This is a genomic window from Phaeodactylibacter sp., from assembly GCF_022763345.1.
Classification (GTDB): domain Bacteria; phylum Bacteroidota; class Bacteroidia; order Chitinophagales; family Saprospiraceae; genus Phaeodactylibacter.
This window is the reverse complement of sequence record NZ_JALEGS010000061.1, coordinates 1-23,205: the sequence shown is the minus strand read 5'-3', so window position 1 is coordinate 23,205 and position 23,205 is coordinate 1. Positions and strand designations below refer to the sequence as shown.

Below are 23,205 nucleotides of genomic sequence, written 5' to 3'. Positions count from 1 at the left end.
TATCAAATCTCAAAGCCGACCAACCTATTTCCCAACACTGACCATTATTGACATCCTATTGTCATGCATAATCCCTGCGGAGTACCGTGATATTAGATAAGACATCTAACTTTTTCTTTATTCATTGGTGCTAATTACCTAGCTGCTGCATATTAAAAATCATAGACTTCTGCTCACCTCCTCCTGTCAGCCTTGAGCTTCAGATTACGGTATTGTAGTCTGCCGACACAAGGATTTTCAGGAATCTGGTGGCTGCTCCCAATGAACTTTGCACATTTAACAAATAGGCACAAACACATTTTCCCCGATCGGTTTTGTGGAAAATGTAATGTTATTGCATCTACCTTGTACAATACCTATGCACACCCATTTGACTATGAACGATTTTTCCAGGTTTCTGCGAACAGGGGGGCTATTGAGTGTGATCCTACTATGCCTGCCTGCCGAATCAACATCTAAAACCCCTCGGACGGTCTTACCGGGGATCAGCTACCAAGAGGCGGTGACACAAATCGAAGCGTTTAACCTTGATAGTGCCCTTGTTTTGCTAGACCAGCTTATCCTGGGGCTCGAAGCGGCCGGTGAGCTGCAATCTGCTCTTGGCACTCAGGCCCGCCTGAAAAGAGCCGAAGCGCTGGAGAAGGCAGATCAGGATGAAGCTGCCATACAACAACTCCTGGCTGTAGCTTATGATTGCGAAACCCGTAAGCAATGGGCCGCCTATACCAACGCCCAATTGTCTTTAGCACGCCTGCATGAAAAGCACGAGCGCCCGGAACATAGTTACAAGGCGCTACAGCAGGCTCAGGTAGCTATTAAAGACCAGCAGCTGGATAGCCTGTACCCCCGCTTTGCAATCCGGATGTCTTCCTACCACCGGATTTTCGGGCAGCCTGAGACCGCCCTGTTTTATGCGAAGGAGGTCATTCGTACTGCACCGGATTTTGGGCAAACTGAGTTTCTGGGCAATGGCCATATGCTAACCGCCATGCTCCTGAAGGACCAATTCTTCGAGACCTCAGCCCAGCACTACCTGAAAGCAGCCGAAATTTTTGAAAGCCTCGGCAACTACATTGGGTACTCTGCCATGCTCTGTAACCTGGCCTCACTATATAAAGACCATCAACAATTAGAACTGGCGCTGAAGTATAGCGATGCCTACCGAAAAGCAAAGGATGAAATGTCCAAAAAAGGGATTAACGATTCCTGGATGATCTCCAGTCATTATGAAATCCGATCAGAGATTATGAGCGCCATGCAGCGTTATGATTCCGCGCATTACTATCTCCAACTGGCCTTCGACAGCCGTCTGAAGCTCATCCAGGAAGAAAACCGGGCACAGGTGGTGGCCATTGAAGCTCAGTTTCACGATCAACAAAAGGAAAAGAAGATCGAAGATCAGGCCGAAATGCTGAGAAACGAGGCTGTAAAGCGCCGATTGGGTATTGGAATTGCCCTTCTTTCACTGATTTTTACCGGTATCTTATTGTTTTTCTACGTCAAACTGCGCGACATCAATAAAAAAATGCGGCAACAGGCAGCGCTCATCAGCCAAAAAAACCTGTCGCTGGGCAAGAACCTGGAAAAACAAATTATGCTACAGGGGGAAATCCACCACCGGGTAAAAAACAACCTACAAGTCATCATCAGTCTGTTAGATATCCAAAGAGAAGAAATTCAAGACCCCAAAACGCTTGACCGGCTGGAGTCCATGTCTAACCGTATTTACAGTATGGCTGCGGTGCATGAGATGTTGTATAGCAAAGAGGGGGCGGAAACTATTAGTTTTCCAGCCTATACACAACAGCTCTGCGAGCACTTTAGCCAGATCGCTCCTGAAGGCCAAACCCCGGTTTTCAAACTGGACATGGACGCGCCCCCTCTTACATTGGAGACACTGATGCCGTTAGGTATCATTATGAATGAACTGATGACCAACAGCCTGAAATACGGCACCATGCCAAATCATCAGCTGGAAATTGACATTTACCTGCAGCCCTGCGCGGATGGTTTTTGTCTGGAATACCGGGACAACGGCCCGGGCTTCCCCATCGGCACTATGGGAGAGCGGAATGGTGGCCTGGGGTCCTACCTGCTGAAAAGCATGGTCCGCCAACTCAACGGACATCTGACCACTCACAACGATGACGGTGCCGTTCATAAAATATTCTTTAAAGAAAAGAACCAACGAGAGCTGAGCCATGAGTTCATTTCGGATACTGATAGTCGAGGATGAAGTCCTGATCGCGGATACGATAGAACGCCACTTGTTAAAAGAGGGGTACCAGGTAACCGGAAAAGCCATTTCCTATGAGGAAGCTATTGAAGCCTTTCAGGAGCAGGAACCGGATTTGGTATTGCTGGACATCCGCCTCAACGGCAAAAAAACCGGAATTGCAGTGGCCCAATGGCTAAAAGCACAACGAAAGTCCGTGCCCTTCATTTACCTGACCTCTCAGCTCGACCGCCAAAGCCTGGACGCGGCAAAAGCGACCTACCCATCCGGCTATCTCTCCAAGCCAGTTCAGGGCCGGAGCCTAAAAGCAACTATTGAAATTGCCATGCACAATCACAGTGCCCAGGAAAAGCAAAAGACGACCATCCGGCTCTACAACGGCAAGCAGTACTTTCAGGTACCAGTAGACGACATTCTTTATCTCCGGGCCGATCATATTTATGTCAAAATCGCTCTGAAAAATGAGGACGAAGTAGTGCAACGGGCCACCCTTAAAGAGATGATCGACCAACTGCCAGAAGGGCAATTTGTACAAACGCACCGCAGCTACGCGGTTAATATCAGCCAAGTCTCCAGCTGGGACCAGGATTACCTTTATGTTCAGGAGTATAAGGTACCGATGAGCCGTGGCCGCCGCCGGGAAGTGCTCGCCCTCCTTGAAGACAAGAAACAGAGAACCTGACCTTTAATCCGCAATTTCAACACTATTAATATAGCCTTTAAAACTGAAACCACCAGCCCCCTCAACCACGCACCAAAACATTGTTGCCAGTCAACTCTAAATGCTCTTTCTTTCACTCACATTGCTACCATTCAGAACACGAGAGCTACCATTCAGAACATTTTAGGCTTTTTTTTACCTACCAAATTCTGCCCAAAATTATCTTTCGAAAGAAGAGACAGTAAAAAATTAAAAATACACATCTAAAACTGTATGCAAATGGCACGCCCTAGAAAACCAAGTCTACCGATTCTTATTTTGTTCGCATTGAGTATTGGATTATCCTCCTGCGGCGGATCAACCAGCAAAGCCGCCGAGGCTTCTAATGACGTAGCCGCTGCCGTCACGCCTACCCCCAAAGCCGAGCCGGTTGAGGAAGACACCACAGCTGTTGAGGAACCTACCGCTACCGCCACTGCCGGAACAGAGCCGGCCCCCGACATGCCGGATGCAACCGACACCTCCAACAACGCCAATAAATCCGACGGGCAGATGGCGGAACGTACCGTTAATGAGGAAAGGCTGGGTATTATACTCGATTTAATTTCCCAGGACCTGGAAGCCCAGGAGCTGGAGTACATCAGCAGTAAGGGACAGGACTGCTCCGGCATCTACCACAAGATCAAAGACCTGGTACAAAAGAAAATGTCGGTACTTGGCGACAAGACTAAGTTTCATTACCCCTCCTTCACAGCAGACCGGAACTCCCGTCAGATCGCACAATGGTATTATGACCACAACAACTTTCACATCGTCCAGAATGCGATTGCCGACCGTAACCTGATCACCCCAGGCACCGTTGTTTTCTTTGGCCGCACCGAGGAAAAGTACAGTAATATCACCATCGACCTGCTGACCAACCCCGGCAAGTTCGTCCACGATGGCACAAATGGTAAAATCATGCACATCGCCATCGTAACAAAAGTAGAAAAAGACGATGCCGGCAACGTTATCAAATACGACATGATGCACGGCCGGAACTCCCGCAACTTTGCCTCCCGCACCACGGCCAACTACGATGGGCCAGGCGGCTATGGCAAGGCTTATGCCAAGTTCCCCTTTGGCAACTGGAATCAGCAGTTGGTAGCTTTGGCGCACATTGAGACCCCGAAGTAAACCCTGTTCAAAAAGGCGATGCCGAAAACACCTAAAACACTGGTCAGCCTATCATGCCATGGGCTGGCCATTTTATTTTCAGCCCAACCGTTATATAATGAATTAAAGGACCAGTGCTGACAATATACAGCTGGGCGAAGCAGTTATACCGACATTGCGTAGCATACCACTTCGTAATCCGTGTAAATGCCCGGATTTGAGCTGCCAAAATAAAGGCACCGGAATTCCGATTCACCTTAGTTATAACCATATCAAACATCATTTACCAATGAAACGATCACAATTCACTTTGACCACAGCGCTTGCACTGGTTTTCACCCTTTCCCTAGCCGCCCAGACCGGGAAGGTCAAAGACAGCGAAGGGCATTCCTACGAGACCGTAAAGATTGGAGCTCAGGTTTGGATGGCTGAAAACCTCAATACCGAAAAAGCCTCCTGCGAAGGCAGCGCCAAAATGACCTTTGCCAACGGCAGCGAGCGGGGAAAAGACGCCACCTTTCAAGACGGGACCCCTCACTTTGCTTACTACCAGAACAGGCCCGAGCTGGAGTTCGGTGCGCTATACAATCAAAGCGCCATCCTGCAATGCGAGGTTTGCCCAACCGGCTACCGCATCCCCACCAAAGCAGAGTGGGAAGCATTGGCCAATCACCTTGGCGGCGTCGATAAAGCCGGTGCAAAGCTCAAGCGCGGCGGCAGCTCCGGCTTCAATGCCGATATGATGGGCCACCTCGACACGAGCGGGTCCGCCCTCGAAGGCAAAGCTGTTACCTGGTGGGGCATTGCAGCAGACGGCTCCACGGCTTATACCGTCGAGCTGAAGGCAGATGGCACGCTTACGCTATACGAAGAGGGGAATGAGAAGTGGGGGAATTATGTGCGGTGTTTGAAGGAGTAAAAGGAAGTACCCATGCCCACCTCATATGGCGGGAACTTTCCTATACTTTGGAGGAGTAAAAAACGGGTTGGCCTGTGTACGGGCCAGCCCGTTTTTAGTTGTAGCCCCTTCAAAACTCAGCCCAACACTGTGTGCCATTTACAAGTCACGACATCCTCATTGTTACCATTCAGAACACGAGGGCTACCATTCAGAACATTTTAGGCTTTTTTTTATCGGAAAAGAACAGGCGGAAGTATCTTTCTGAAGAAGTTACAACCCAATATTAAACTCCGCACCTAACCCCTAATTGAAATGATATTGCCTAAAAAACTCAACCCTCGAAACTTTCAGACTAATCAACAGAACTGGTTAGGAAAGTTCATTCCTGGTTCCAGTAACCGGTATTTCACTTGTCTGGTAGAGACGACAAGTGGTTGCTTTTCGAATGAAACTTGTATCCCCCCTACCAAGCTCAATCATGATCCAGGGCGAAAGTGGGTGGTCCCAGCCCAAGGCTTTTTTGATCTGCATTCCCTTTAAAACAGAGCCAGTATCCCCGTTTGAGAAACGCTATACTTTTCTGAGCATACAAAGACCGCTCAGGATCTTGAAAAAACCCTCCGAAGGAATGACCATGAGACATGGTCTACCCTCCTAATGCTTACACCTTTCATACCCGCAAAAAATGAGCAATAACAATCTACCTTCCTACCAAGACTTATTTGGACAACTGAACTTCAAAAAAGGCACCGATGCCAGGTCCGTTTATTCCCCTGCAGCGTATTTGGCTGATTTGCTTCAATTGATAGATGATACGTTTCAAAACCCTGACCTTGACATCAGAAGGCCCGATATCAAAAAAATCCTGCTCAATGAGGAGAATACATTTGATATGGTGCCGTATCTCGATATTGTTAACGAAATCCTGGAGCGCCTGGTCGTTGACATAAAAGGCGCAATACCCCCCGGTGAAGAGTGGACGAGCGACCAGATCAAGCGAAAAGCCTATGATATTCTAAAGGAAGCGGCCTACCCAATGAACCTTCCTTTTGATTTGGAGCATGAGCAATTGTATCAGCACCTGGATTTTTTGAATATAGAATTAGAGGAGTTGTTTCATGCTTTTGCGGCGGAGGGTAGCATGGCATCCCAACACGATACCTCCTATCTCAATACTGAAGGCTACCCCTTTAAAGTCACAAAAGCCTCCTATGAGTTTTTATTTGAGAACGGAAAAGGAGCCGGGCAGGAATCTATAGAGAACCTGTACAATCTTACCGCAGAAGAGTCCGCTGAGGATTTAAAAGTGGTTTCGAGGTTTTTGGCAGCTACAGGAATCTCTTCTGAGGATTTACTAAGCCTTCTGTATGGTAACCTCAGCCCTACGGCTAAAAACGAAAGCGGTAAAACGGAGCTTGACGCTGCCAGAGCATTTTATCAAAATCTGCACATAGAGGAAGGTTGTTTTACCCTGGATGAAGCAGAAGAGCGAATTGTATTTAAAGGATCAGGCGCTGAGGGGGATCACGATTGGCCCGGCTGGTTACGCCGGGTACACTTTTTGATCAGTGTGTCCAACGTTACGGGGTACAGTATTCAAGAGGTTGAGTTGATTGCCCGTTCTTCGAGTGGCTGGGGCTATGCCGCAGAGATGGTTGCTCAAAGGCTTGCTTATCTGAAAGGATTTACCAAGCGCTATGATGTAGCTGCTGATGAGGCTGTTGCTTTACTGGGCTGGCCTTTGAATACTATTGGGATAGGAGATGACCATCTACCAATGGATCTGTTCAACCGTATTTTCAATCATCATTCCAGCTCCATTCATAAAGCTTACATAGCAGGTTCAGAATTCGTACCACCCGCTTTTGCAGGATATAAAGCACTGCGCCCTGTACCGGGGAGTTTACTGGATGAAGGCAATAAAGACCTTAGTACACACCTATCCAAGGCTTTAGGCATTAGCAAAAAAGATTTTGAAACGATAGTAACGCGCTATGAGGACCGGCAAAACATCTACGTAGAACACGAAACATGTCTGCTATTTGAAGAAGGCTCAGATCCTATGCGGGCCTATTTATTGCTCTATAGAATCGTCAAGCTCAGTGAGCTGTTTGAGATAAGCATCGAGGACTTCCTAGACATGCTGGATATCCTTAATGGAGACCCTCACATTTCCATGTTTAGTAAATTTGGTTCTATGCACGGTGCTGAAGGCGGCTTCCTTCTGAGTACTCATATGTTGCTTGAGCCAGGGGCCTGGGGAGGGGTTGATGGCTGGGATCAGAGCGCTTGGTTAGTCCTGCTAATGAGCGAAATCACCCAATGGGCAGAAAAGCATGAATTTAGCGTAAGCGATTTAAGGTTTATACTCCGGGGAGAAAAAAGAGAAAAGCAGACCAACGGGTCTCAGCAATTGCTCAGGGAGCAGCAAGCTGAGAAAAACAATCAGGGCGAAAAATTATCTGCCCACGACAAAGCGAAAATTGCGGTCTACAATGCTTTATACCAGAAATTCAAATTAGTTGTTCCTGGTCCGGCTATGTTCCTGGGGAAGCCTGTAGACCAGCGTACCGCCAACCTTTTGGCACGAGCGTTGAAAAAACACCCGGACTTAGTCGTTGCCGGGCATCCTGATATTTTACATTTTGAAAAAGAGGTGGCGCAGGATTTCGCGCACGCAATGATACACAGCCTACCTAAGGTCACGGCTCATGACTTTAAGGGGTTGGGCATTTCTGAGCTTTTGCTGGATCAACTATATGAGCAACTCGTGGTGCTGCGCTACCTGGAAACGGATGGACGCCTTATTCCAGCAAACTTCCCGGAAAAAGCTGAAGACTTTGTCATTGCTTCTGACCTCAGTCAGCTTCAAAAGGCGACCTTCTTTTTTCTGAACCATAATTACAATAAAGCTGAGGAAAAGGGACAAAGCCCCGTAGAATTAAATTTCGCTATCAGTGATATGGGCCAGGCTCCTTTCAGCGAACTACAGAAGCTGGAGCTGCACAAAAGATTGGTTTACAACGGGTACACAACCGAAGCAGGCAATGTGATTGAACCTTCTTTCTTTGGTGATGAGGAAAACCTTGCTCAATTTAACCTGAGCCTTAACTTCGAGGTATTGGCTCCCGAAATACATAAAAAAATCCTCGAGAAGATTGAAGTTTTTGAAAAAGAAGAGCTGGTCCTGAGGAAGGACGTATTCGACGAGCTGGGCCTGGAAGAGGAGGAGTTGGATGAATTGATGGAAAACTTGCAGTTCAACGATTACCTGGACACCGGGCATGCCATCGTTGATAAAGAAGGTATTTTTGAACTGGTTGCCGATGATCTGAAAATCGCTTTACCTTTCTATCCATATCGGCACAAAATACTCGCCGCGATTCAGGAATATGTCCTTGATTACAAGCATCAATTCATCCGTATAAAGAAGGAAGACCTGGGCGATCTGGCCGAGGAACTGACTGGCAGGCTATTGCTGAATGACTTGATCGAAGGTGGTTATCTACCCGAAAGTCAGGTCTTAGGAGATGATGAGGACCGTTTCTTCTCCAAAGATGAAAATGTATCCGATTTTGAGTTAAGCCCCTATTTCAATAGTTACTACAAACAGGCTGTCTTTAGAAAGCTCGCGGAAATTGCAAAAACGGTAAGTACACTTCGTTTTGCCCCCCAATCTGTAACGGATTTAGACTACAGCCCTGAGCAGTTTTCAGCCATTAAGCACTTGCTGGAAAAATACAACTTCACGAAAAATGGGCACATCCTTACTAACGAGCTGGGGTACTTTCTTAACGAAAACAACCGGCTTGACCTTGACCTTGAGGGATATGAGCAGGAAGGGGAAAACGTATTCAGCATTCTTCATCAGATCGCCAAATCTGTACAAAACTGGACTGCTCACGTGTCTTCAGCGCTCCAAAGCCAGGCTACTCAACAAGAAGAACTGATCTACGAGCAACTTCAGGAAAGCCTTGGACTGGATCTTCCTGTTGTAAGGGTAATACTGGAAGAGATGGTCGGGCGTGAATCTGTAGCTGTCCACTTCCTCGTTCCGGTCTTGGAGAGCGTCAACACTCTGGGCAAGGTGCAAAAAATACCCGAAGACCATTATTTTAACCTTACCTACCAGCGTATTGAGCAGTTCGCTCACCTGTGCAACCACCTTAACCTGACTGCGGAAGAGGCACGGGCGGCCTTTATAGATCAGGGGCTAGTAGACAAGTTCAGAGAGGGCTTTGTCTTTAATGAGCAGATCTGGAGCTGGGGAGACGGCCCTATTGAAATATTGCCCTTCCCCAACGGCCCTATTTATGTTTTTAAATATGACTGGACAGACAGAAAAACTTATTATAAAGCTTTCGACCCTGATACTTACGAAGAAATCGTCGGTAAGCAACCGCTGTCCGGACTATCTGAAAATCTGGCGGAGGTTGAAAAAATAGATGCCGCCTTTGTCGATACCCATCAAATCGGATGGTTGATTGCAGGCAGTGCCTGTTATTACTTTGATCATGAAGAAGAGGATTGGGTGCTCAAAAAAGAGAAGAAAATAGGGGTTGTTAATAATCCATTTGAAGACCCCGATCAGATTGATGCAGCTATCACCAACGAAAAAAACCAATTATTCCTTTTTGTAGGCGATCAGTACATTCGCTACAGCAACCCAACACCGGCCGACATTCAAGAGATGGACGAGGGGTACCCTAAGCCCATTAAAGGGAATTGGGCAGCGGAATTCGGTGTGGATGAACTGCCCGAAGCTTTTCACGATGGGGTCGACGCTGCTTTCAGGGATCAGGAAGGCGTGGTCTACTTCTTCAAAGGCGAACATTATGTTTCTTCTAAGGATTTTTCCCAGGCATTGCTCATAAATGATCGGTGGGGGCAGCTAAAGCATACTTACGAGGGAGAAGCCGTACAGGCCTCTTTTATGCTGGACGGCAAGTTTGTGCTCTTCAGCGGGCCGTTGGTAATGAGGTACTCCGGCAATATTGAGAACCCCAATACGATTATAGATGAAGGCTTTCCTAAGCTAATCACCAATTACGTCAAGAATTTACCGGCTCCATTCCATCAGGGGATCGATGCTGCACTGCAAATTTCCAGTGGAGGGGGCTACTTATTTAAAGATGAGCTGTTCGTTGAAGTTGATGCCCACTTAAATCTTGTTCCTGATTCAAATGGCGTAACGGTACGAAATAACGGTAATTTCTGGGGTATAGTCGATCATCCTTTTGAAAACAACCCTACTCCTTCTCCGTTGGTGAGCGCAGCCCTTTTAGGTTTAGATGGCATGGCTTACGTGTTTAGTGGGGACCAATATTTCCGATATTCCGGTGAGCAATACGGTACAGTAGACGAAGGCTACCCCAAGAAAATCGAAGGAGACTGGGGAGGCTTAACCACCGTTGACGCGGCTTTTGTCATGGACGGGAAGACGTACCTATTTGGCGCCTACACCGAGCAAAATTCCACTTCTGCCGGAACCCCCTCTATAGATAAGACCGGCTATGTTTGTTACACGACGAATGACTATTCGCTACTAGAAGAAGGCTATCCAAAGCCAGTGGATGACAACTGGTGGAACCTTCCGTTTGAACTGCTGGAACAGTACCCGACATTTGAAAAGCCGGATGCAGTATTCATCGGAAAGGACGAGAAGACCTATTTGTTTTCCGGGCAGCACTATGTCTACTTTGAGCACAATGAACGGTGGTGGTCAGAGCCTGAGGAAATCAAGAAGAAATGGCGGGGGCTTCCGGAAGGCTTTACCAATATTGAAGCTGCCTTCACAGGAAAAGACAGTAAAACTTACCTTTTCGTGGGCGACCAGTTTGTCCGGTATGCCAACGAGGACTTTTCTAAAATTGACGAAGGCTATCCAAGATCAACGGCTACATCCTGGGGCCGGGTGGTCAATAACTTCCAGCGTAAGGAAATAGTAGACGCTGCACTGTTTATGGTGGCAGAAGTGCCGGAAACAACTCCAGACTCCGACACTGAAGACTCAAAGACCGACAAGCTGGCTGGCACCGCGAAGAAAAACGAAGCACCAAAAATGAAGCAGGTAGCGTACAGTTACCTGTTCTCTGGCAGCCAATACATACGTTATACCGATCAAAACTACGCTTTCGTTGACGAAGGGTACCCCAAAAACCTGGACCAACTGAAATCAGAACCCCGATTTAACCAGATTCAGCATTCTTTGGTAGAAGGTTTTGACTCCATCTGTGCTGACCACCGTTCGCTTTACATCTTTAAAGATGGGAAGCTCATCACCAATGTCGACCAACCCTACCAGCATTACACCGACATGCATAAAGGCCCGATTTTATCGGCCATCATGGATAGCGGCAAGCTATATTTAGAAAACAGTGACGGCTGGGGAGTCTATCCGTATAACGATGTACAAAGCGAAACTAAGCCTGAGCTGCTTAACGGTATTCCTGCCGAATTCCAATCCGGATTAGACGCTGTGCTGCAAGGTACAGATGGCAACACCTATTTTTTCAAGGGCGACCGCTGTTACAACCGCCTGCTTGAAAAAGCCTATCCATTGGCTGACGAATGGGGAAGACCAGAGATCAATGTACAATTAGACGAAGGCATTGATGCCATTCTTGTCGGTAAAGATCAAAAACTATATGTATTCTCAGGTGGTCAATACCAGACTTATAAGCTTCCGTTAGAAGATAAAGGCCCTGAGCTTTCTGACAAGCTTTATGCAGAAAGCTACCCACATTCTATTGCCGAAGATTTTGGACTGGAAAGCGTAGTACTAGCCTACGCGGATGGGGAATACACGCACTTCTTTGGCAAACCCGATGAAAATGGTGTACAGCTACACCTGGTAATCACAGGCGAGGAATATGACATTGAGTCCAGTAGGGCATACTACGAAACAGATATCTCATGGTGGAATATACCGGAGGAGTACATATCTGAAGGGTTCAATACCATTGAGGCCGTTTTGTTTGAGGAGGACAATATGTACCTTATCAACAACAATGAATTTATACAATACAATAAGGCGGAAGACTACTGGAGCTTCCCTAAACCTCTTCAGCGGATTTATCCGGAGCTGCCGGAACCCAATGAAGATTTCGGCACTGTACGAACAGCCTTCACTGCCAATAATCAAAGGACTTACTTCTTTTCCAAGCATACTTTCTTGTCAATCAACAAGGAGGGGCAAAAAGAGGGAGCGCCCTTGAAAATTAAGGAATACTGGGGCAAGATCAAGAACAACCTGCAAGAGCGGAAGGGGCTGGAGGCAGCTTTTGTCTTTGACAACAACACCTATCTGTTCTCCGGGGATCAGTATGTCCGCTACTCTGGCTTTGATTATGAGTTTATCGATCCGGACTACCCGAAGCCTATTTTGGGCAACCTTCGTATGGAGCCAGGCTTTAAACTATTGCCGGAACTGTTTGAAGAAGTGCTTGAAGAAATGTTTGTAGATGGAGCAGGTCAGTTTGACGAAGTCATTTCTAACGGGCGGAACCTCTATATATTCATTGGCGACGACTTGCACGTATTTGCGAATGACAAAACTGCAGAACTAGACCTCAGCCAACTCACAAAAGCCAAAAACCACCTATTGTCCGGAAAAAAAGTGGATGCGGCAATTCATAGTGGTGATAAGGAAATGATCTTATTTAGCGGTGATCAGTTTTACTTCTATACTGATGAAAAAGGCGAGCTGACACTAAAAGAAGGGTACCCTAAGGATATATATCCTAACCTTGAGCAAGACTATGGATTCGCTATACCTAATTCGTTCAGAGACGGAATAGATGCAGGTTGCAGCCTGAATGATTATTCGGTTTGCTTTTTCAAAGGGAAAGACTTCTGGTTCTCAGAAACAGGCTCTTCCACTCCGATACCAATCAAGGATAATTGGGGGAAAATCCACAATAACTTCCAGGAAGCCCCTACAGGCGTGGATGCTGTGATGCACGGATTGGATGGCTTTATCTACGCATTTAAAGGCGACCAATTCGTCCGGTATAGCGACTTCAACAACGAATATGTAGATACAGGATACCCCAAGCCACTTGAGGGGCACTGGGGAGGGATGGCATATCATATGCCGCCTGAGCAAATAAAAGTAGATAGTGCTTTTAGCTTTGAGCAGAAGTCTTATCTATGCTTTAATGGCTCCGGTATGGTGCAGTACGTCAGGTTTAGCGACCCGACATACCAACGCATGGATGACCTTTACCCAAGAGGGGCCTGGTACCACTGGAGAAGCCGGGCAGATTATTACTTAATCGACATTAAGACCATTGCTGACTTCAAAGCACTCTCGGATCAGTTTGCGGACAAGTCTTATACCCTCACCGACTTTGTCAATGCAGTGACCGGGCTCAAAGAACAGCCCTATGCCGCCCTTGCGGAGACCTTCGGTGAAGACCTAGACAAAGTGCAATGGTTAAAGCGCAATAATGCCTTCCTCACCGTACAGGGCCGCTACGAGACGCGATTCAATATGGAAGCGGTGCTGAAGATGTACGAAATCTTTAGGCTGTGCGCCAAAGTCGGGCACAGCCCCGAAGCGCTCTACGAGTCTTTATGGCTGAAGCTCTTCGATACCATGAACGACCTGGATAAATTTAACGATGTCTTACCATTTGTAAGTCCGGAAGTTATTGAGACAACTGCCCATTTCCTGCAAACCGTAAATTCTGAAGCCGACTGGAATACCCTGAAGCGACAGATGCACGATGAGATGAACCTGAAGAAAAGGGATGCATTGGTCGGTTATGTTCTTGCTCATCAAAACAAAGAAGCACTGAGCGAATGGCTTAAAGAACAGCAAACCCTTGCTCAACAGTCAGGTGGCAGCCCCGTACCTGCAGGGCAGAAATACATCGGTGCTCCAAACATCAACACCCGCGACCTATACGGCGAGCTTTTGATTGACATCGAAATGGGCAATGAGATGCGGACCTCAAAGGTCAAAGAAGCCATCGCAGCTACGCAACTGTTTATTCACCGGTATTTGGTACACCTGGAAGACCCCAATACAAAAGACGAGGAATTCCTGGTGCGGCAGGAACTCAAGAACCGTTGGGTTTGGCTTAAAAACTACCGGGTATGGGAAGCTAACCGTAAAGTATTCTTATACCCCGAGAACTATATCAGGCCAGAACTGCGTGATACCAAAACGCCTGCCTTCCAAAAGCTGGAAGAAGACCTCCTGCAAGGGGAAATGTCTGAGGAGTTGGTCACCAAAGCATTCAAAAACTACCTGGATGAATATACAGAAGTTTCCCGGCTGACCATCGCCGGTGGCTACGTCTACAACAACCTGTATACACCTGATGACCTCGAGACCATCCTGTTTGGGCGCACCAAGACAGACCCCATGCGCTACTACTACCGCGAAGCGACTTTTGTAGGTGGTGCAACAGAACACGCCGCCTGGAAAGCCTGGACACCGATGGAGATTCAGATCAATGCTGCACGGGTTTACCCGGTATACGCCTTTGGACGGATCTTCGTCTTTTGGGCGACCCTGGAGCAAACCTCCAAGTCCTCCAACACAGGGGCTGTACAAGTTAAAAGCTCCGGTGAGGATACACAAGAGGTCCGCAATAGCACAGAAACGGAGTATCTGCTCCAGATACACTATTCTTTCTATGACCTAAACAAGCAATGGAAAGCACCTCAGTTGCTGAAGGTCAAAAACTCCAGTGGGATGGGAGGGCAGCCCGTTTCCATTATTTCTAACAATATCCCGATTGTTGCTTTCCGGCTACATGTGCAGAACGCTGAACAGTTGGATGGCAATCAGCACGAAAATATTGAAATCAGCTGTGAGTATGCACAGGAATATACCGTATTCAAAGGCTTCACCAATGAGCACCCTGACCTCCCTGGCTTTAAGTTTCCCCATCCGGTCTTCCCGAAATTTGAGAAAGAGCGGAAGACACATATCACTACTTTTCATTTAACCCCAGAGCTTTATGTTCATCAGGTTTCAGAAAAGTCAGGGAGCTTACCGCAAATCACTCCGGAATCACATTTCTATCGTGTAATCCACGAAGATGAACCGATGACACAAGACAGAATGGTCGCCCTGGGTACTCCTGTTAGTTTCAAGTCTAAGGGCTGGTTCACCTTTGATCATAAGGGAGGAAGCTTCCTGGTAAAACCCGTAGTGGGCGAAGAGACAGAACCTGCAGCCATTCCGGTCAAACAGGTTAAGGATTACCACAGTAAACTGCCTAATACCTGGACCAACCTGGACGCAGCATTTGAGATCGGTGGTATCACTTATCTATTCAGGGGTGGGAAATACACTAGCTCTGATGACTTCAGCAAGATTAAAGATATTAGCCTGGACTGGGGGCGCAAGCAAGTTGATTTCCCGTCCGTAGACACTATATTCCAGTATAAAACCAGCAATGGCAAGGATAGCATGGTATTGTTCAGTGGCAACAGTTACCAGTTGCTCAGTGAATCTGCAACGAGCCCACTGTCCGGAAATTCTTATTATTTCCCATCGCTGGGCAAAGTAGAGGCTGCGGTGCGCTTCGGCGGGAAAAACTTCTTCTTCCAAAATAATAATTACCTCACTTCGGATAGCCTGCAGACGCCACGGTCTGTTCAGCAGGACTGGAAGGTCAACTCTTCCATAACCCATGTCCGGGGCGTCATCCGGCACAACAATGAAGTCATTGTTGTAGGCAAAGATCAATTCATCCGCTACGGTAAAGATGACCTGAACACCCCCATCGCCACACCACAAACCACCAACTTAGGCAATCTTCTGCAGGCTCTCGGGTACCAGGGCAGCCTGACTAACCCGCAAAAAGGCAAGGAAGTAAAGTCTGTGGCACATACGCAGGATGGGCAGATTGTCATCCAAACCGATAAGATACAGTACCTCAAGGACGGGAAGCTCGTAGATACCTATAAACCCGCTGATACGATACCGAAGGTAGCCGTGAGTATTGCGGGGATTGAACACACTACCCCTATCAAAGCGAACAACGTAAATCCCAGCCTGCTGCAAAATTCTGAAGGCAGTGGAAACCTTATTGCCGATACGCCAAAGTGGCTGTTTCAATCTTTGGGTGTCTTCTACGCTTCAGGTAATGATAGTTCCATCTGGATTGAATGCGGAGACCGGCTCTTGGTAACTAATAGTAGCGAAGCTAAAGCGTTTTTGACAACCTCTGATGAAGCAAAGCGTGCTGAAGAAATCAGAGCTCGACTGATAGAGGAGCATAACAGCAACCGAATATTGACTGCTCATTTTGAGTGGGCAGGAACGACCTACCTGTTCTACGATAGATTCCTAATCGAAAAATCTCAAAACGGAGTAATTACACCTCATATTCTGTCCGCTCCTGTAACAGGGGCTCTGATTACAGGTGACAATAGACTCAGGCTTTTCAGTTCAGAAAGCTATTGGCCACCTATGGACCTTTCAGAGCTGGATGGCACGAAGGTCAAACAATACATGCTTGCGACTTCAAAAATCTTTGGCAGTAGCAATGAAATGTTTTCCGTTTCCCACGATTGGGGCAATAGCAAACCTGTCACTGCTGCCTTTGCTCACAATGGGCAGCTTTATCTAATCAAACAAGATGAATACGCCACGTTCTCTGATGTGAGCAATGACACCAAGACGGGAACTTACCAGGGTGACACAACAAAGCTTAGCGAGTTCAATGACAAGTTGCCTGCTTCCTGGAAACAGATAGACGGTGCGTTCTTCTGGCCATTAGGTAGCTCTAATCCGAAACTGCACCTGATTTCCGGTCAGCAAATTGTCGGAGAGGAGGTAACCAGCGTCCAAAACTGGCTAAAGCAACAGAGCAGCAATGGCAATGATGGCCCATCTCGTGTTGATGCCGCTTACGCCAGTGATCAGGAGGGTATTGTTTTGCTCAGTGGAGACCAGGTCTATTTCTACGGCTTAACCAATGACCCACAAAACCCATGGGCCCTTGGTGAAAATTATCCGGTTACAGACCCTGATGCCAGCGGTATTTCGGCGGCAAGCTACCAGGGCGGCAGCACCTATTTTTTCAAGGGCAATCAATTTGCAGCCGTCAATGGCTTTTCAAAAGATGTGATAAGGCCGAACCGGTCTGTGGCCAGTGAATTCCCTAATATGCACCCTGACTTCAAGGGCAATTTCTCAGCGGTACTTAATGCATCATCCAATTGGATATTTTTCAAGGGGAATCAATATGTAGCCTACGATGACAACAATTTACCAACGACATCAAAGTCGCGGGTTTATGACAATTACGACATCATCCGCCTTACGGCGAGCACCGCTGTAGAGTTGAACACACGCTTATTTGCCGGCGGGATGAACGCCTTACTGAACCGGCAAACGCAGGAGCTGGATGAGTTGCCTCGCTTTAGTGGAGAGGAATCCAACTGGACCACCATCAAGTTTAGAAAAGACAAAGTGGACCGGTATCCGGTTAGTTCCCACTTAGATTTCACCAGTGCCAACGGTATCTACTACAAAGAGATCTTCTTTCACGCCCCTTATTTACTGGCTCAGCACCTCAATGGCAGCCAGAAATTTGAAGAAGCCAAACGCTGGTACGAGTACATCTATGACCCTACAGAAGCAGAGCATTACTGGCAGTACCTGCCATTCGTAGGGCTTGACATTCAGGCGCTGGTCGATGGGCTCCTTAGCCTGAAGGAAGATTTACAAGACCAATTGGCTAGTGATCTTCAGGAGCGAATTGACTTAATTGCTGAAAAGCTGGAAACCCTAATCCCGGCTTTTACTGGTAAGCGATTGCCTACTGACAGTGAGAAAGCACTCATGGACGATTTGCACTGGATATCAGAGCATAAGTCTGATGACAGAAAGTTTAATCCTTACTACGTCATTGATGAGCTAAATGAGCTATCCGGTTTAGAGCCTGAAGCGGAACAGCAAAAACAATCTTTAGTAGAGTTACTCGAGCTTGTGGGCCCGATACGCTATCGTTGGGAGCAACTACGGGACAGTACAGATGCCCAGATCAAAGCTTACCTTGACGATCCTTTTGATCCGCATACACTGGCCAACCTTCGGCCCGTTGCCTATCGCAAAGCTATCGTCATGGCTTACGTTGACAATCTGCTGGACTGGGGAGATATGCTATTCCGACAGTACACCCGGGAAAGCATTAACGAAGCACGGATGCTTTATGTGCTGGCCTATGACCTGCTGGGGCAAAAACCCGCGAATATGGGTAGGCTAAAGCTCGAAGCTGCCATGGCTTATGCCGATGGGACAGAAGGCCTGGACAACGCCAACACTTCTGACTATGACTTCCTTCTGGGCATCAAAGGGATTGGCCGGACTTCACAGGAATTAGGGCTGGCTGGTCAGGGTTTGAGCCACGGCGCCAGTGATTCCGTGATGAGCGTAGCCGCCAACCCTTACTTCTACGTACCTGACAACTTCCTTTTCCTTGAATATTGGGACCGGGTTGAAGACCGGCTATATAAGATACGCCATTCACTAAATATACTGGGTGTCAAGCAGCCACTGCCACTCTTCCAGCCACCTATAGACCCTATGGCCCTGGTCCGGGCAGTAGCCGGAGGCATGCCACTCAGTGCAGCGATCAGCGGACTCCACCTGCCCGTACCGCATTACCGGTTCCGATTCATGCTGGACAGAGCTAAGGAGTTGGTGGGCCAGGTTACTCAATTTGGTGATGCCCTTCTGGCAGCGTTGGAAAAGAAAGATGCCGAGGAGTTGACCTTGTTGCAAAACCGGCAGGAAGGCATCATCCTTAAAATGAACCGGCAGATACGTCAGGCTCAGTTAGAAGATGCGATTTTGAACACCAAAGTACTGGAAGAAACGAAAAACAGTACTCAGATACGCCTCGAGCACTTCGAGGAACTGATTGATGAAGGGTTCTTCCTGGGAGAACAGATACAAATGGGCATTATCGCGGCAGGTGCAGCGATGATGGGCATCTCAGCGATCATCAAAACAGCGTCCAGCCTGCCTCGTGCAGCCCCGGAAGCCTACGTAGGTCCATTCATAGCCGGAGTCTCCCACGGTGGTGGCAAAGTGGGTGATATCATAGAAGCGATTGGAGAAGGCTTGGAGACCGGTGGCGATGCCGTCAGTATGCTGGCTGAAATCCCGGCCATTATTGCCAATCAGCAACGCCAGGAAATGGACTGGGAAATGGAAAAAGCGCTGGCGTTGAGTGAACTGGTACAGTTAGATTACCAAATTGAGGGTGCCCACCTGCAGGAGCAAATTGCCCGGTACGAGATCGACCTGCTCGAGAAAGAAATTGAGCACCAGGAAGAAACCGCTAAATTCATGCGGGACAAATTCACCAATGCTCAGCTGTATCAGTGGCAGATCGGGCGCTTGTCCGGCTTGTATTACCAGACCTATAAGCTGGCCTACGATGTTGCAAAGCAGGCCGAGCGGGCCTATCAGTTTGAACGGGCTGCATCAGAAAGTGACACCAGCTTCATTCAGCCCAATTACTGGGACAGCCGCCGCAAGGGCTTACTTGCTGGTGAAAGCCTGCAGCTTGACCTCAATCGTATGGAGCAAGCCTTTATGCAGAGTGATAAACGCCGGTTGGAAGTAAGGAAGCCGATCTCTCTGCTGGAGCATAACCCATTGGCGTTCCTTGACCTTAAGACCAAGCGCAGTTGCGAGTTCTTCCTCAATGAAGCACTCTTTGCCTACGATTTCCCCGGCCACTACTGCCGTCAAATCAAGTCTGTCTCGGTTACCTTTGACATACAGCCTAACTTGCACCGTACCATTTTTGCTACCCTTACACAACTGAGCCACCATACAGTGACGAAGCCAGATAGCAAGGCCGTGAAGTTCATGCTGGATCCAAAGGGGCAGCCACCACAAAGTATCCGTAGCAACTGGCGCGACGGCCAGCAGATTGCCATATCCCGGATACAGGAAGACAATGGCATTCTGGACAGCTTCCCCGATCAGGAGCGCTACGAGCACTTCGAAGGTACAGGAGCCGTATCCCGCTGGCGGTTGGAAATCAATGGCAGCCCCGGCGACAGCCTGGACATTGCCAATCTGGAAGATGTCATCATCAACGTAGAGTACACGGCCCTACAGGGCGGACAGGCTTACGCAGATTCCATCAAAGGGCTGTTGAAGCCTTACCCAACCACTACCCTGCTTGACCTGAGCCTGGTGAGCGGTGACAACTGGCTGGACTTCCTGGATGGGGACACGGATACCCTGACCCTGCCGCTTACCCGCGACCTTTTCCCCAATATGTCGGGCGGTAAGGTCAACAGCATCTACCTCTTCGTGGAGGCGGATGGTGACAGCCGGGGGAACGTTCAACTCAATCAGGATGAGGAACTGACCCTGAAGCACCAGCATATCCTGAAACCAGGTAGCCTCAACATCGGCCGCAATGGCTCCACCTGGCAGCTTACCTATTCGGGCGACCGGAGCGAGCTGCAGAATATTAGCCTGGTGGTGGGGTATCGGGCGAAGGTGGGGTGATGCGTTAAGCCAATTAATCCAACATCTGATCCAAAGCAGGTCCGCCCATGCAAAAGCGGGCCTGCACCAGGTGCATTCGACCAATGATTTTCCATTAACTCAACAGTCTTTCCAAGACTCCTGAGGCTTAAAAAAGTATAACCTATGTCTACAATTCATAACCGCCCCAGAAGAAGTTCAGTCGCTCATCAAAGTGGTGGGCATACGGCTGATACGAGTATCCGTAATGGCCGCCGACGGACACAGAGTGTGGCGGTGACCCGGCGGGAAAAAGATGCAAATCCACGAGAGAAAATACTTGGCGAGCGGGCAGAACAGGGGAATACGTCCGGAGCGACGAAGGTCCGGCATACGATTGGAGATCGGACGGAGGCGTTCTTTAAGCCTACTGAAGAAAGGCTGACTTCAATGCCTAACCCTTTGATCACTGCCGGCATACCTGAGGACCAACCACGGCTTGAAGAAAGAAGTGTAGCAACCTTTAATGTAGGTGAAACTCTTTTTGGTGATCAAGTCCCCCTTCCTGTCTCTTATTTAGATGAAATAAATGGGCAGAAGGGACAAGTAATAGCTTTGGCACCAGGAAAAAGTGCCGCGGAAGTAATTAGGAAACCATACAATACCGACACCCTTAACCCGGCATTTGTCAGAGACCTTTTTAACCTTCAGGTAATCGACTATATCACAGGGCAAACAGATCGAAACCTTACTAATCTCTTTGTGGAAGACCAAGATGGCCGATTTACCAGAATACGCGGAATTGACAGCGATACGTCTTTCGGTTCAAATGATTTAGCAAGATTGGGGCGTACTACTGGAAGGGATGCAGGAAATTTATTCCCATCAGATTTAAAAATTCCTCAAAGTTACGTTGATAAATTAAAATCCAAAAAAGATGAGCTTATCCAGCAATGGAAAGATGTACTAACACCCCAAGAATCGGAAATGGCAAAAATAAGGTTAAATAAATTAATAAATGATAATGATGGAAAGGGGCATCCAGAAATCAATGACATTCCTAAAAATGTCGAGGATTTCAAGAAACTTGGTTCTTATTTTAAGCGATTCGCTGATAGAAACCTGGAATCTGAAGAGACCGGGCAAAAAAGGCAGGAGCTAGCTGCATTGGCTGGAAAAACAATTAATGATAGAAAAACAAAAGTTGATGAACTTCTTACCTCCTTGCAAAAGGAAATCAGTACGTCTTATATTCCCGGAGTCAAAACCCTGGGGCTTAGAAATTATTCTGCTATTGAAAGAATGTTAGATGTTACTGAAACGGATGGGAGTTTGGCGACACTCAATGCTGTTGAAAAATCCTTAGGTGAAATATCTGAAGCAATCAAAGAAATAACGCCCCAATCATTTGATAATAAAATCAGAATTGCTACCAGACAGAACAGAGTTCAAGATGTCCAGGCTTTAACCAGGGAAAAGAATAACCTGGATGCTATAAAAAGAGAACTCAACTCAGAAAAAGAAAAGCTTCAGGCTAGAATTTTAGAGTTACGATACAGACATACAATCTCCGAAAGTGAAAAAATTGTGCAATCCGCTCAGCTCCAAAAAACAGAAGCACTCGCCCGCGAAAAACTCTTCGCCAGTTTCCTGAGCGGCCTCACTCCTCTCAAACAGGCACAAACTGAAGATGAAGCCCAGGTCAGGCTTTATGAACAAACCACCGCTAAACTCAATGAACTGGCGCAGGCTTACTACAAGGCTAAATATCAGGTAAATACACCTGCCATACAAAGAACAGTTGCCGGTCAAACCAGATTGGAAATTGCCAGGGATGAAGCACTTCAAGCATTCCACAATTACAAGCCTCCGGTAAATTTAACCCCCGGTTACTTAGAAAAACTTGATGCTTTCAAAGATGGGATTTATCAGCATGGTCCTATCCCAAGACCACAGGCCGCTTTCAATCCCAAGGTAGGAATCCATGGGCAATCAGTCAGAGCTCAGACAGCTGCCGGGCGACCTAGATTGGCGCCAATGCCTGGCGCCCCATCACAAGTTGAGCAGCAAGCTCAATCAAGACCGGCTGCTGAAGTTGCTCCATGGCCCAACACTCAACTACGACCGCTAAGGGCTCCTGGTGCTCCGGGTAGATCTTGATAAAGCGATCTCCTGAGCATTTGAAATAAAAAATACAGTTATGTCCAAAACCAGCCGTTCCCGTTCCAATTCCAGCCGTTCCCGGACCAACGCCAGGCCGGACAGCCATTCGCGTAGCCGTAGCCGCTCCAGCCTCAACAACAGCCGTGACCGCAGTTCCTCAAATACAAGTACGCGGGACCGGTCAGCAACCACTCGCGATACCAATTCAAACCCTACCTCCCGCACTGAGGCCCGGCAACGGTCGAATTCCGCTCCCCCTTCGCGTGCCACTAGCCGCACTGAACAGCGACAGCGTGCCCAATCCGCCAGTGAGGCTGACACTTCTGAGAACGCTTCACAACAGAATAGCAATCAAACGGGATCGGTTAGTGGCAAACAATCGGCAGGTAGCACTACAGCCCAAACCCCACTTTCTCCAGCGGAAAAGGAAGCACAGGTCAAAAAAACAATCGGCGACCTACTCAACAACGACCAGCTGAAACTCAAAAGATGGGTCAAAGACGGCGAGGAGGTTAAGCTGAGCCCGGACGCTATTGAAAAGATGGACGCCGCTACCCGCGAGCGCCTGCTCGCCGATCTGATGCACGTCAACCAGGCGTACAAAGACGGGCAATTCAAGCTCACTG

At 47.9% G+C, this 23,205-nt stretch carries 7 protein-coding genes; all 7 read left to right on the top strand.

Annotation, left to right across the window (positions count from 1 at the left end):
* Positions 1-376: 376 nt before the first annotated feature.
* A complete protein-coding gene (locus MRY86_RS16595) occupies positions 377-2,236 on the top strand; it encodes a sensor histidine kinase (RefSeq protein WP_293571663.1) in 1,860 nt (619 codons plus the stop codon).
* Entirely contained in the window at positions 2,202-2,918 is a 717-nt protein-coding gene (locus MRY86_RS16590) for a response regulator (RefSeq protein ID WP_293567642.1), read from the top strand. Before MRY86_RS16595 ends, MRY86_RS16590 begins: the two co-directional genes overlap by 35 nt.
* 258 nt (positions 2,919-3,176) lie before the next feature.
* Entirely contained in the window at positions 3,177-4,073 is an 897-nt protein-coding gene (locus MRY86_RS16585; protein WP_293567644.1) for a hypothetical protein, read from the top strand.
* A gap of 268 nt (positions 4,074-4,341) precedes the next feature.
* On the top strand, positions 4,342-4,971 hold the full coding sequence (locus tag MRY86_RS16580; protein WP_293567646.1) for a fibrobacter succinogenes major paralogous domain-containing protein: 630 nt from the start codon (positions 4,342-4,344) through the stop codon (positions 4,969-4,971).
* Positions 4,972-5,638: 667 nt separating this feature from the next.
* The gene (locus tag MRY86_RS16575; protein WP_293567648.1) at positions 5,639-20,458 is read left to right on the top strand and encodes a hemopexin repeat-containing protein; all 14,820 of its coding nucleotides are present in this window, start codon (positions 5,639-5,641) and stop codon (positions 20,456-20,458) included.
* 144 nt (positions 20,459-20,602) lie between these two features.
* Positions 20,603-22,576: a hypothetical protein gene (locus MRY86_RS16570; protein WP_293571661.1), complete on the top strand. Its 1,974-nt coding sequence runs from the start codon at positions 20,603-20,605 to the stop codon at positions 22,574-22,576.
* A 40-nt stretch (positions 22,577-22,616) separates the two neighbouring features.
* A partial coding sequence (locus tag MRY86_RS16565) for a hypothetical protein (RefSeq protein ID WP_293571659.1) occupies positions 22,617-23,205 on the top strand: 589 nt, incomplete at its 3' end.

Excerpts from the sequence above, each read along its gene's own strand:
- MRY86_RS16585 (WP_293567644.1), top strand. The coding sequence starts at position 3,177 with ATGGCACGCCCTAGAAAACCAAGTCTACCGATTCTTATTTTGTTCGCA.
- MRY86_RS16595 (WP_293571663.1), top strand. The coding sequence starts at position 377 with ATGAACGATTTTTCCAGGTTTCTGCGAACAGGGGGGCTATTGAGTGTG.
- MRY86_RS16590 (WP_293567642.1), top strand. The coding sequence starts at position 2,202 with ATGAGTTCATTTCGGATACTGATAGTCGAGGATGAAGTCCTGATCGCG.
- MRY86_RS16575 (WP_293567648.1), top strand. The coding sequence starts at position 5,639 with ATGAGCAATAACAATCTACCTTCCTACCAAGACTTATTTGGACAACTG.
- MRY86_RS16570 (WP_293571661.1), top strand. The coding sequence starts at position 20,603 with ATGTCTACAATTCATAACCGCCCCAGAAGAAGTTCAGTCGCTCATCAA.
- MRY86_RS16580 (WP_293567646.1), top strand. The coding sequence starts at position 4,342 with ATGAAACGATCACAATTCACTTTGACCACAGCGCTTGCACTGGTTTTC.